8 protein-coding genes are annotated in these 12,863 nt (G+C 60.6%); 4 read left to right on the top strand and 4 right to left on the bottom strand.

Going from position 1 to position 12,863, the window contains the following annotated elements:
- Positions 1-71 precede the first annotated feature (71 nt).
- Genes entF through fes form a run of 3 tightly spaced genes read right to left on the bottom strand, consistent with a single transcriptional unit; the run spans position 72 to position 5,348 of the window.
- A complete protein-coding gene (gene entF, locus ACW9E7_RS04325) occupies positions 72-3,929 on the bottom strand; it encodes an enterobactin non-ribosomal peptide synthetase EntF (protein ID WP_458727310.1) in 3,858 nt (1,285 codons plus the stop codon).
- Entirely contained in the window at positions 3,926-4,138 is a 213-nt protein-coding gene (locus ACW9E7_RS04320; protein WP_274242300.1) for an MbtH family protein, read from the bottom strand. Before ACW9E7_RS04320 ends, entF begins: the two co-directional genes overlap by 4 nt.
- 10 nt (positions 4,139-4,148) lie before the next feature.
- Positions 4,149-5,348: an enterochelin esterase gene (gene fes / locus ACW9E7_RS04315; protein ID WP_458727309.1), complete on the bottom strand. Its 1,200-nt coding sequence runs from the start codon at positions 5,346-5,348 to the stop codon at positions 4,149-4,151.
- Between the two features lie 144 nt (positions 5,349-5,492).
- On the opposite strand from fes, the gene ACW9E7_RS04310 reads away from it, so the two are divergent.
- Together ACW9E7_RS04310 and entD are read left to right on the top strand one after the other, a co-directional pair.
- Positions 5,493-7,742, top strand: coding sequence for a TonB-dependent siderophore receptor (locus ACW9E7_RS04310; protein WP_115874453.1), 2,250 nt, complete (start codon positions 5,493-5,495; stop codon positions 7,740-7,742).
- Between the two features lie 114 nt (positions 7,743-7,856).
- Positions 7,857-8,513 (top strand): enterobactin synthase subunit EntD, encoded by a 657-nt coding sequence (gene entD, locus ACW9E7_RS04305; RefSeq protein WP_458727308.1) that lies wholly within the window; start codon positions 7,857-7,859, stop codon positions 8,511-8,513.
- 111 nt (positions 8,514-8,624) lie between these two features.
- Here the strand turns inward: entD and betT are convergent, their stop codons facing one another.
- Positions 8,625-10,658, bottom strand: a complete 2,034-nt coding sequence (betT, locus tag ACW9E7_RS04300; RefSeq protein WP_029741651.1) for a choline BCCT transporter BetT — start codon at positions 10,656-10,658, stop codon at positions 8,625-8,627.
- Positions 10,659-10,786: 128 nt separating this feature from the next.
- Here betT and betI point away from each other — a divergent pair, with 128 nt between their 5' ends.
- The gene (gene betI / locus ACW9E7_RS04295; RefSeq protein WP_111964437.1) at positions 10,787-11,374 is read left to right on the top strand and encodes a transcriptional regulator BetI; all 588 of its coding nucleotides are present in this window, start codon (positions 10,787-10,789) and stop codon (positions 11,372-11,374) included.
- A gap of 13 nt (positions 11,375-11,387) precedes the next feature.
- Positions 11,388-12,860, top strand: a complete 1,473-nt coding sequence (betB, locus tag ACW9E7_RS04290; protein ID WP_458727307.1) for a betaine-aldehyde dehydrogenase — start codon at positions 11,388-11,390, stop codon at positions 12,858-12,860.
- Positions 12,861-12,863: the final 3 nt, after the last annotated feature.

Raw genomic sequence — 12,863 nt, 5'->3', positions numbered from 1 at the left:
CGGCTACGCCTTACCCGGCCTACATTTAGCTCCCGTAGGCCCGGCAAGCGCAGCGCCACCGGGCATTTGCACTATCCTAAAATTTCCTTCAGTACCGGCCCAATCTTTTCAAACGCCTGCGGTGAAATGATATCCACGTGGGCGCAGTCCTGGCTGTTCACCTCAAGTTCCGCCACCCACGGCGCCCATGCGGCCTGCGGATCCATCGTGCGCGTGCGCTCGGCGACAAACAGCGTCGCTTTGCCGTTAAAGCGCGCGCTGTGCGCCGTGGTGAGCAGCCGCACCGCATCGGCGTAGTTGCCCTCAATGGCGTTAAACAGCTCGCTGGAGCCCTGTCCCTGCTGGGCGGCGATAAACGCCTGACGCTCGCGCTCGATCTCCGCCAGCACCGCCGGGTCGAGACCGTTAGCCTCTTTTTCCGCCCAGTTCTGGGTTTCCGGCGGCCAGGTATCCAGCAGGCCGAGGAACGACACCTCTTCACCCTGCTCGCGCAGACGAGCTGCAATACCCTGCGCCAGCGTGCCGCCGAGGGAATAACCGAACAGGTAATACGGCCCCTGCGGCTGCTGCTTACGCAACGTGTTCAGATGATGTTCGATCACCCCATTGAGATCCGCGCACTGCTGCATCGGGCCGTCCGGGCGCGGCGACTGAATGCCGACGATTGACCAGCGCGGGCTGAGATAGCGCGCCAGGACGCTAAACTGCCAGGCGAAGCCGGACGCCGGATGGAAGCAGAACAGCGTCGGGCCGTCGCTCTCACGCAGCGGCAGAAGCGTTTCAAACCCCAGACGCTGCGCCTGCTCGTCGCTCATCGCAGAATCCAACAGCGCACTAAGCTTGCTCACCGTGGAGGCGACCATAATTTGCCCCGGCGTCACCTTGCGGTTGAACGTGCGGCTAAGCTTCGCCGCCAGACGCATGGCCAGCAGCGAGTGGCCGCCGAGGGCAAAGAAATCCGCCTCGATGTCATTGATCTCGCAGTCCAGCAGCGCGGTAAAAGCCCGCGCGACGGCGATTTCGGTTTCGCTTTCCGGCGCCCGCCCGGAGGTATTGCGGGTCAGTTCCGGCAGCGGCAGCGCCTTGCGGTCAAGCTTGCCGTTGGCGCTCAGCGGCAGCGCGCTGATTTGCAGCAGCACAACCGGCACCATATGCGGCGGCAACTGGGCTTTGAGTGATTCCAGCAGAGCGTCACGATCCAGCGGTAAACCGGATCCAGAAACCACGTACCCCACCAGCTGACGGGCATCGCCACCCGTTGCAGCCGCCTGGTTGAAGACGCAGGCGTGCGCCACGGCCTGGGCCACGTCCGGCAGCGACAGCATCGCCCGGTCGATTTCGCCCAGCTCAATGCGCTGACCGCGAATTTTTAGCTGATCGTCGCTGCGGCCGAGATATTCCACCGCGCCGTTATCCAGCCAGCGGGCAACGTCGCCGGTGCGGTACATGCGCTCGCCGGGAGCGAACGGGTCAGCAATAAAGCGGCTGGCGGTGAGGTCCGGACGGCCCAGATACCCCTGCGCCAGCTGAATACCGGTGAGATAAAGATCCCCCGCCACGCCGAACGGCACCGGGCGCATCATGGCATCCAGAATGCGCAGGCCCGTGTTCCACACCGGGAAGCCGATCGGCACGCTGTTGCCTGCAACTGCCGCCAGCTCAGGGCCATACGCCGGATACCAGCTGACGTCTACCGCCGCTTCCGTCGGGCCATAGAGGTTGTGCAGCGGCACGTGGGTCAGCTGTTCCCACTCGCGGCACAGTTCCGTCGGCAGCGCTTCGCCGCTGCAGAACACCTGCTTAAGCGTTTTGCAGCAGTCGACGTTTTCCGGCGTCAGTGAGGCAACAAACGCCGCCAGCATCGACGGCACGAAGTGGGTGGTGGTCACGCCGTAGTGGGTGAAGAAGCTCTGCATCGCCTGCGGATCGCGGTGCGCGTCCGGCTCGGCCATCACCAGCTTCGCCCCGGCGATAAACGGCCACCAGAACTCCCACACCGACACGTCAAAGCTGCACGGCGTTTTCTGCGCCACCACGTCGCTCGCGTTCAGAGGGTAGCGATCCTGCATCCACTTCAGGCGGTTGACGATAGCGGTATGGCCGACCATGACCCCTTTCGGACGCCCGGTCGAACCGGAGGTAAAGATGATATACGCCGTCTGCTCCGGCTTCGCCAGACGCAGCGGTTCAGCATCGGTGGCCGGTAAGAGTGTGTTGTAACTAAAGGCAGTAATCGGCAGATCGCTAAAGCGCGGAAGCTGTTCGTCAGTGGTAATGAGCAGCGACGGCTTCGCGTCCTCGAGCATCATCCGCAGGCGATCGTCCGGGTAGCCGGTGTCGAGCGGCAGCCATGCGGCGCCCGCCTCCACAATGCCGTGTAATGCTAACGTCAGGAATACCGAACGCGGCAGGGCCACCGCCACGCTGTCGCCCGGCTTCACGCCGCGCTCGCGCAGCTGGTTTGCCAGCGCGACGACCTGCTCGCGCATCTGGCTATAGTTCAGCTCAATATGCGCATCCGCCAGCGCCGGGGCGTCCGGCGTTTTGCTCGCTTGTTCCGCCACCAGATCCGCGAGCGTGGTGGACGGCAGCGCCAGTCCGGTATCGTTGATGCGCTCAAGCTGCGCGTATTCCTGTTCAGAAACGGTTTCCACTTCACCACAGCGCAGGTCCGGGTTGGCCGCAAACTGAATCAGCATCGCGTTCAGGCGAGCGACGTGACGCTTCAGCGTCGCTTCATCGTAACGCTGCTTATTGGCGAGGATCTCAATGCTTAATCCGCCCTGCTCGTCCGGGAACAACGCCAGCTCCAGATCGTTCACCGGTCCGGTCGCCAGCGTGTGGGTGATGGCCTCCACGCCGTCGATATCCAGCTGATAATCAAACACCTTAACGTTCAGCACGGGACCAAACAGCGCTTCATCACCCGCCGCTTTCCCGCTGTCTCGCACGATCTGCTCGGCGTCGTAGCGCTGGTGGCGGCGCATTTTTTTCAGCTGGTTCGCCAGGCGCAGCGCCAGCGCGGGCAGGCTTTCCTGCGCATTGATATTGACCGCCAGCGGCAGGACGTTAAGCACCGGGCCGGTCGCGGTCAGCGCGGCAGACCCCATGCGGCGCATAAAGATAAACCCGGCGGCGTAGTCCAGGCGTCCGGTAAGACGGCCCAGCCACAGCGCCACCAGCGCAAGCGCCAGTTCAGTACGCTGCGTCTGCCCTGCCGCCTGAGCAAGCTGGCTAAAGGCGCGACCGTCGGCGTCAACCTTCAGGCGAAGAATATCGGTCGTGGCGGCGCGTCCAGGCAGCGGCGCGGAGGAGAGCGAGACCGGAGAAGGCAGCTGTTTACGCTGCTCGGCCCAGAAGGCGCCGTCGCGCCGGTACGCCTCGCTGTCGCGATAGCGCTGGTACTCGTCCACCACCTCTGCAAATGGGGTAAACGGGGATTCCGGCGTGGGGTCGCCCTTTTTCCACGCGGCATAAATTGCGGCTATCTGGCGGGTAATGGCCGGGAAGCTGAAGCCATCCACTACCAGATGATGATAGCGCTGATACCAGTACCAGTGGTTTTCACCGACCTGAATCAGCTGGTGAAATGCCAGCGGCTGGCCGCTGTCGACGCGCAGGTTCTGGTTAAGATCGGATTCCATCAGCGCCACGGCGGCGGCGTGGGAATCAACGCGAACAACGGGCGGTTCCGGCAGAATGAAGGTGTCATCCACCCACTGCCACACCTCACCGTTTTCTTCCGCAAAGCGCATGCGCAGGGTATCGGCCTGCATCATGCCTGCGGCAATGGCTTTTGCCAGCAGTGGCGCATCAATATCGCCTTTCAGCTCGGTGTAGTGCGCCACGCTCCAGGCGTTTGGCAGCGTGGACAGCTGTTCCGCCATCCAGATACCCGGCTGGGCAGCGACGAGAGGAAGACGGTTCATGCGTTCTCCCCCGAAAAGTGAGACGGCTCAAGCGTCTGCCAGTGTTCCGCCAGCCACTGCTGGCACGCCTCCTGAGACTGTGCTTCGCACACCACGCGCCACCCTGCCGGCAGTTCGCACTGCTGCGGCCACAGGCTGTACTGCCCCTGGTCATTTTGCAAAATGGCGAACTGTCCCTGCGGATTATCGAAAGGATTGCTGAATTCCATACAGACTCCGTTAGTGAATAAGCGGCTGCCAGAGGGTCATCAGCCCCTGCGTCAGCCCACCGCGCCAGCAAAGCGCGTCGTGTCCGCCGTCAACCTGACGCCAGATAACCGGTTGGTGCGTCTGCATCGCGGCGTAAATCGCCTGATTCGCGCGGAAGATGAGCGGCTCGTTGCGCCCGGCTTCAAGAATGATGCGTAGCCCGCGAGGGGTTATTTCACCGGCTTTAAGTTGTTCGATTAACAGCCCTTCCTGCTGCCCGCCGCGGTGCGGCCACCACCAGGAGCCGGACTGGCTGAGCACGCAGCCAAAACGCTGCGGCCAGTTGAGGCCTGCATAAAGAGACGCGAGCCCGCCAAAGCTTTGGCCTGCGACCACCGTACGGTCGGCGCGGTCGCTGAACGGCGCGCGTTTTTGGACAAGGGGGAGAAGTTCTTCCTGCACCGCCAGCCAGAAATCGGGATTGCACGGCAGCTCGCGGTTGCGATGCTGCATGTCGATAACATCGATTAAGACGTAGACCGCAGGCGGTAATTTGCGCTCGGCGGTGAGAGACGCCAGCGCAGGCCAGACCGGCATGCTTTCGGCCCAGAACTGCCCGTCGAGCAGCACCGCCAGCGGACGTTCCAGGTTGTCGTCCCCGGTGGTGAAAATCCAGACGCGGCGGCGATTTTTCAGGCGCGCGCTTTCCCACTCAATGCAAATCGGAGGTTGATACGGCGTATCGGGATGATTCCAGCCCGGCTGAACCGGCGCGTCCGGCATCTCCAGCGCGGAGACGGCATGGCCGCGCCCGCCGCGCCAGCTCTGCGGATTCAGCGGGTCTGCAACCGCGTGCGGCAGCAGCCTGCGCCAGCCCTCGCGCAGCGCCATGCGTTCCGGCTGCTCGCCTTCAAACACTACGCTGGCAAAATCGTTTTCATTCACGGAAGGGATAAAGCAGTAGCTCCCGCGCCACTCGGGGCTGAACTCACCCTGCCACTGCCAGACGTCGGTATCGGGAATGCGTTTGAGGGACTGCGGACGGGCATTTTGGTGATGATCGGTCACGCCGGTGACGTAGAGCCAGACGCGTTTGATCGGTGACGTTGTTTGCGTTCCTGCCGGGTCACGCCACCAGAACGTGACGCGATAGTTTCCCTTTTCCGGCTTCCATTCAGGCCCGTTTTTCGACTGCCACCACGCCTCACTTCCCGTTGTTAACGCCGTCACCCTTATAACCTCATGTTTAACAGTCTTTTTTGTTTCAGAGCAAATTTTATTGATAATATTATTGATAACTATTTGCATTTGCAATAGCGTAGTGCCCGCGCTGTGGGAAGCGCTCATAAAACAACCACAAAAGCAGGACGTACAATGAATAAGAAGATTCACTCTCTGGCCTTGCTGGTCAATTTAGGGATTTACGGCGTCGCGCTGCCCGCTCTGGCAGACGACAACACCGCCTCTGCGCAGCACGAAGACACGATGGTGATCACCGCCGCCGAGCAGAATCTGCAGGCGCCGGGGGTATCGACCATCACCGCCGATGAGATACGTAAAAACCCGCCCGCGCGGGACGTGGCGGAAATCATCCGCACCATGCCGGGCGTTAACCTGACCGGTAACTCCACCAGCGGCCAGCGCGGGAATAACCGTCAGATTGATATCCGCGGCATGGGGCCAGAAAACACCCTGATCCTGATCGACGGCAAGCCGGTGACCAGCCGTAACTCCATCCGTCTGGGCTGGCGCGGCGAGCGTGATACGCGCGGCGATACCGGCTGGGTGCCGCCGGAGATGATCGAGCGCATCGAAGTGATCCGCGGTCCGGCCGCCGCGCGCTATGGCAACGGCGCGGCAGGCGGCGTGGTGAACATCATCACCAAAAAATTCGATGACCAGTGGCACGGCTCCTGGAATACCTACCTGAATGCGCCTGAGCACAAGGATGAAGGTTCCACCAAACGCACCAACTTCAGCCTGAGCGGCCCGCTGGGCGGCGACTTCAGCTTCCGCATGTTCGGTAACCTGGACAAAACCCAGGCCGACGCGTGGGACATCAACCAGGGCCATCAGTCAGATCGTACAGGTGCCTACGCCGACACGCTGCCCGCGGGCCGTGAAGGGGTGGAAAATAAAGACATCAACGGCGTGGTGCGCTGGGACTTTGCGCCGATGCAGTCTCTGGAATTTGAGGCGGGCTACAGCCGTCAGAATAACCTCTACGCCGGTGATACCCAGAACACCAACAACGACAACAGCTCCAGCGGCCTGGTGAAGAAGAACTACGGCAAAGAGACCAACCGTATCTATCGCCAGAACTTCGCGGTGACCTGGAACGGCGGCTGGGATAACGGCATCACGACCAGCAACTGGGCACAGTACGAGCACACCCGCAACTCCCGTCTGGGCGAAGGGCTGGCGGGCGGTCTGGAAGGCCTGTTCAACAGTAATAAATTCACCGACACCGATCTGGCCGACGTGATGCTGCACAGTGAAATCAACCTGCCGATTGATTTCCTCGTTAACCAGAACCTGACGCTGGGCACCGAGTGGAACCAGCAGCGTATGAAGGACTCCACCTCCTTCACGCAAACCCAGCAGGGCGGCATCATTCCGGGCATGAGCAACGACCGCAGCCCTTACACCTCGGCAGAGATTTTCTCGCTGTTCGCCGAGAACAACATGGAGCTGACCGACAGCACCATGCTGACCCCTGCCCTGCGCTTCGACCATCACACCATCGTCGGCAACAACTGGAGCCCGTCACTTAACCTGTCGCAGGGTCTGGGGGATGACTTCACGCTGAAGATGGGGATCGCCCGCGCCTACAAAGCGCCGAGCCTGTACCAGACCAACCCGAACTACCTGCTCTACAGCAAAGGTCAGGGCTGCTACGCCAGCTCCGACGGCGTGGGCTGCTACATGATGGGTAACGACGACCTGAAGGCCGAAACCAGCATCAACAAAGAGATTGGCCTGGAGTGGAAACGCGACGGCTGGCTGGCGGGCGTGACCTGGTTCCGTAACGACTACCGCGACAAGATCGAAGCGGGCTACGCGCCGATCGGTCACACCTCGTCCGGTAAAGTGAAGACGGATATCTACCAGTGGGAAAACGTACCGAAGGCGGTGGTCGAGGGCCTGGAAGGCTCCCTGAACGTACCGGTCAGCGACACCATTAACTGGACCAACAATATTACATACATGCTGCAGAGCAAGAACAAGGAGACCGGCGATCGTCTGTCGATTATTCCAGAGTACACGCTGAACTCGACCCTGAGCTGGCAGGTGCATCAGGACGTGTCGCTCCAGTCGACCTTTACCTGGTACGGCAAGCAGCAGCCGAAGAAGTACAACTACAAAGGCCAGCCTGTGACAGGGTCTGAGAAAGACGAAGTCAGTCCGTACAGCATCGTTGGTCTGAGCGCAACCTGGGACATGACGAAAAACGTCAGCCTGACCGGTGGCGTGGATAACGTCTTCGACAAGCGCCAGTGGCGTGCGGGGAATGCCCAGACGACCGGGAACGCCACCACCGGCGCGTATATGTACGGTGCGGGGGCCTACACGTATAATGAACCGGGTCGAACCTGGTACATGAGCGTAAATACGCGTTTCTAAGGTAAAAACAAAACGGCAACCCAGTTGCCGTTTTTAGTGTTTGCTCCCTCTCCCCGTGGGAGAGGGCCGGGTTGAGGGCATCAGGCCGCACTATTTGTTGATAGAGGGGAAAACATGCGCACAACCCACACCACGTTCATTCTCGCCGGCCACACCGTCCACCACGTCACCTTCGACCCTACCACCTTCACCGACGCCGATCTTCTCTGGCTCCCCCATCACGCAGAGCTTTCAAACGCCGGACGCAAACGAAAAGCCGAGCATCTGGCAGGCCGCACTGCCGCCGCGCATGCCCTCAGTGCGATAAATGAACGCGTAATTCCCGGTATCGGCCCCAGCGGTGAACCGCTCTGGCCGGAAGGCGTCTCAGGGAGCATCACCCACAGCGGCACGCAGGCGATGGCGGTTGTCGTCAATCATCCAGATGCGCTTGTGGGTATTGATTGCGAAGCCATTCTTCCAGACCGTGAAGCCCGCGAAATCCAGGACGGCATCATTGATGCACAGGAAGCGATGTGCCTGACGCACTCGGGCTACCCTTTTGCGCTGGCGCTGACGCTCACTTTTAGCGCCAAAGAAAGTTTGTTTAAGGCGTTCTTTCCGCAGGTGAAGACTTTTATGGGGTTTGAGTGGGCGAGAGTCACAGAGTTAACGGAAAAAACAATCACGCTGGCGCTTTCGCACCCGGCTGGAGACTATCCTGAGGGTAAACGCTTCACCCTCATCTGGCAGAATAATGATACGAGCGTGTGGACACTGCTAAAAGCCTGATGGCGCAACGCTTATCAGGCCTACAGTAAAGCGGTTTGTAGGCCGGGTAAGCGCAGTGCCACCCGGCATGAGGACAGCGGCGATGCCTTTATACGTTCTTCAGATCAAGGCTCAAACATCCGGGAACATCACGCTATTACCCGGCGCTTCCCTGTGGAGATGGATAAAGTTCAGGTGCCGTTCATACTGATCCAGAATGTCCGTAATCACCTGCTCCTTGCTGTAGTCCATCAAATCATTCCCCTGGCTTCCTTCCAGCAGGAAGGTCTCCAGCCGGTAGTAGGTCGACTTCCCGCTGCGCGCCCGGTAGGTAAACCCGGGCACCGAGTACTGCTGCGGCCAGATCTGGTAGACAAAGTTCTGCTCGTCGCCCATGTGCACCAGCAGATCCAGGTGCCCCAGGGTCTCGCCCTCCTCCGGCGGCAGATTTTTGAGCTCCACGTAGGCGCCACGCAGCTTAAGCTCCTGCGCCACCTCTTCCATCGCAGGGAAGCAGACGGTCTCCATCATCTGTTTGGTGTAGCGCGTGCCCGGGTAGTTCATCAGTCGCGACAGGCGTTTCTTCCAGCTCAGCCTGTCCTGCGCCCCCATCGGACGCGGCGCGGTGTCGCGGCTGGCGCTGACGCGGCGGTAGTCTTCCACCTTGAGCGATTTATACAGCCCGGCCATCACAAAGAAGATGACGAAGCTGAACGGCAGCCCCATGATCACCGTGGTGTTCTGCAGCGCCGAGATGCCGTTGGTCATCAGCATCCCGAGCGTCAGCAGGCCAATGGCGACGGACCAGAAGATGCGCAGCCAGTTCGGCGCGTCGCTGTTGATGTCTTTGAGCTTCGAGGTGAAGTTGCCCAGCACCAGCGCCCCGGAATCGGCCGAGGTGACGTAAAACAGCAGGCCGGTGATGGTCGCCACGGAGGCGCTAAAGGTAAACGCCGGGTACTGCGCCAGCAGGCTGTAGAAGCCGCGCTCCGGGTGCGCCATCGCTTCCTGCGCGAAGGTTGCATTGCCGTGGATGATCTCGTGCAGCGCGCTGTTGCCGAAAATCGACAGCCACAGCAGGGTAAAGGTGAACGGGATAATCAGCGTGCCCATTACGAACTGACGAATGGTGCGGCCACGCGAAATGCGCGCGAGGAACAGGCCAACAAACGGCGACCACGCCACCCACCACGCCCAGAAGAACAGCGTCCAGTTGTTCATCCACTCTACCGGGCGGTCGAAGGCGAAGCTGTTCAGCGTCATGCCCATAAAGCGGTTCACGTAGTCGCCCACGTTCAGCACTAAGGCATTGAGCAGGAACGAGGTATCACCCATAAACAGCACGAACAGGATCAGGCCCAGCGCCAGCGCCACGTTCAGCTCGGAGAGTACGCGGATGCCCTTATCGACACCCGACGTCACCGAAATGGTGGCGATAATGACGGAGAGCGCGATCAGCGCCGCTTTCGCCGCCATCGAGTCCGGAATATCAAACAGCACGCTCAGCCCGTAGTTGAGCTGCACCACGCCGATCCCGAGCGTTGTCGCGATGCCGAAGATAGTGCCGATCACCGCCGCAATGTCGACGCTGTGGCCAATCGGGCCGTTAATCTTTTTACCGAAGATCGGGTAGAGCGCAGAGCGAATGGTGAGGGGTAAATTATAACGATAGCTAAAGTATCCCAGCGCCATGCCCATCAGGGCGTACATCGACCAGCCCGTCAGTCCGTAGTGGAACAGCGTCCAGACCATCGCCTGGCGCGCGGCCTCCATCGTCTGCCCTGCCCCTTCCGGCGGCTGCATATACTGCGTGACCGGTTCCGCCACGGAGAAGAACATCAGGTCGATGCCGATGCCCGCGGCAAACAGCATTGCGGCCCAGCTCAGCAGGCTGAACTCGGGCTTGGACTGCTCAGGCCCGAGCTTTACCGAACCAAAGCGCGAGCAGGCAATGCAGACCACGAAGACAATATAGAGCGTCGCCGCCAGCAGGTAGTACCAGCCGAAGGTCTTCGACACCCAGTTCAGGGTGCGCCCAATCCACTCGGCAGAAAAATCACGAAAGAAGATCGTTGTCAGGGAAAACAACAAAATCAGCCCGGCGGACGTATAAAAAACGACCGGGTTGATTTTGTCTTTTTCTCTGTCCTGTGAAAGGTCTGTCATCCAGTATCCTCACTGTTTTTGTAACTATTAAAATCCAAATCAGCAACAATTAAGACACATTTTATATTGAACGTCCAATCAAAAACCGCTTTAATGTATAACCAACGCTGATGAATGGAGTGGCAACAATGCCCAAAGTGGGGATGCAGCCGATCCGGCGCAGGCAGCTTATCGACGCCACGCTGGAAGCAATAAATGAAGTGGGAATGCATGACGCGACGATCGCGCAGATCGCCCGTCGGGCGGGCGTTTCCACGGGGATCATCAGTCACTACTTCAAAGACAAAAACGGCCTGCTGGAAGCGACCATGCGCGACATCACCGGCCAGCTGCGCGACGCGGTTTTGAGCCGCCTGCACGCCCTGCCGAACGGCAGCGCGGAGCAGCGTCTGCAGGCGATTGTCGGCGGCAATTTTGATGAAACCCAGACCAGCGGCGCGGCAATGAAGGCCTGGCTGGCCTTCTGGGCGAGCAGCATGCACCAGCCGATGCTCTACCGTCTGCAGCAGGTGAGCAGCCGCCGCCTGCTGTCGAACCTGGTGTACGAGTTCCGCCGCGAGCTTCCGCGCGAACAGGCCCAGGAGGCGGGCTACGGGCTGGCGGCGCTGATCGACGGGCTGTGGCTGCGCGCCGCGCTGAGTGGCAAACCGCTGGATAAGACCCAGGCCCAGTCACTGACCAGCCACTTTATCAGCCAGCATTTACCGACCGAATAACCGAGGAGAATTTATGTCCCGAATGGCAGAACAGCAGCTTTATATCAATGGTGGTTATACATCGGCCACCAGCGGTCGCACCTTCGAGACCATCAACCCGGCCAACGGTGAAGTCCTGGCGACCGTACAGGCCGCCGGGCGCGAGGACATCGATCGCGCCGTAGAAAGCGCAACGCGCGGGCAAAAAGTCTGGGCGGCGATGACCGCCATGGAGCGCTCGCGCATCCTGCGTCGCGCCGTCGACATCCTGCGCGAGCGCAACGACGAGCTGGCAAAGCTGGAAACCCTCGACACCGGTAAAGCGTATTCCGAAACCTCAACCGTCGACATCGTCACCGGCGCGGACGTGCTGGAATACTACGCGGGGCTGATCCCGGCGCTGGAAGGCAGCCAGATCCCGCTGCGTGAGACCTCGTTCGTCTACACCCGCCGCGAGCCGCTGGGCGTGGTGGCGGGCATCGGCGCGTGGAACTACCCGATCCAGATAGCCCTGTGGAAATCCGCCCCGGCGCTGGCGGCGGGCAACGCAATGATCTTCAAGCCGAGCGAAGTGACGCCGCTTACCGCCCTGAAGCTTGCAGAGATCTACACCGAAGCGGGCCTGCCGGACGGCGTGTTTAACGTCCTGCCGGGCGTGGGCGCGGAGACCGGTCAGTACCTGACCGAGCATCCGGGCATCGCCAAAGTCTCCTTTACCGGCGGCGTCGCCAGCGGCAAAAAAGTGATGGCCAACTCGGCGGCCTCGTCCCTGAAAGAGGTGACGATGGAGCTGGGCGGCAAATCCCCGCTGATTATTTTCGACGATGCCGATCTCGATCTCGCGGCGGACATCGCCATGATGGCCAACTTCTTCAGCTCCGGCCAGGTGTGCACCAACGGCACCCGCGTGTTTGTTCCGGCTAAGTTCAAAGCCGTGTTTGAGCAGAAAATCGTTGAGCGCGTGGGCCGCATCCGAGCGGGCGATCTGTTCGATGAAACCACTAACTTTGGTCCGATGGTCAGCTTCCCGCACCGCGACAGCGTGATGCGCTACATCGCCAAAGGCAAAGAGGAAGGCGCGCGCGTGCTGTGCGGCGGCGACGTGCTGAAGGGCGAAGGCTTCGATAACGGCGCGTGGGTGGCCCCGACCGTGTTCACCGACTGCACCGACAAGATGACCATCGTGCGCGAAGAGATCTTCGGCCCGGTGATGTCCATCCTGACCTATGACACCGATGAAGAAGCGATTCGCCGCGCCAACGATACCGACTACGGTCTGGCGGCGGGCATCGTCACGACAGACCTGAACCGCGCCCACGGCGCCATTCATCAGCTCGAAGCGGGCATCTGCTGGATCAACACCTGGGGTGAATCCGCTGCAGAGATGCCGGTCGGCGGCTACAAGCACTCCGGCATTGGCCGCGAGAACGGCGTCATGACGCTCCAGAGCTACACCCAGGTGAAGTCCATCCAGGTTGAGATGGGTAAATTCCAGTCCATATTTTAACCG

Source organism: Enterobacter sp. H2G27 (assembly GCF_054403075.1).
This window is presented reverse-complemented; position numbering and strand designations above follow the sequence as displayed.

Coding starts and splice junctions, on each gene's coding strand:
- entF (WP_458727310.1), bottom strand. CDS start 3,929: ATGAACCGTCTTCCTCTCGTCGCTGCCCAGCCGGGTATCTGGATGGCG.
- ACW9E7_RS04320 (WP_274242300.1), bottom strand. CDS start 4,138: ATGGAATTCAGCAATCCTTTCGATAATCCGCAGGGACAGTTCGCCATT.
- ACW9E7_RS04310 (WP_115874453.1), top strand. CDS start 5,493: ATGAATAAGAAGATTCACTCTCTGGCCTTGCTGGTCAATTTAGGGATT.
- entD (WP_458727308.1), top strand. CDS start 7,857: ATGCGCACAACCCACACCACGTTCATTCTCGCCGGCCACACCGTCCAC.
- betT (WP_029741651.1), bottom strand. CDS start 10,658: ATGACAGACCTTTCACAGGACAGAGAAAAAGACAAAATCAACCCGGTC.
- betI (WP_111964437.1), top strand. CDS start 10,787: ATGCCCAAAGTGGGGATGCAGCCGATCCGGCGCAGGCAGCTTATCGAC.
- betB (WP_458727307.1), top strand. CDS start 11,388: ATGTCCCGAATGGCAGAACAGCAGCTTTATATCAATGGTGGTTATACA.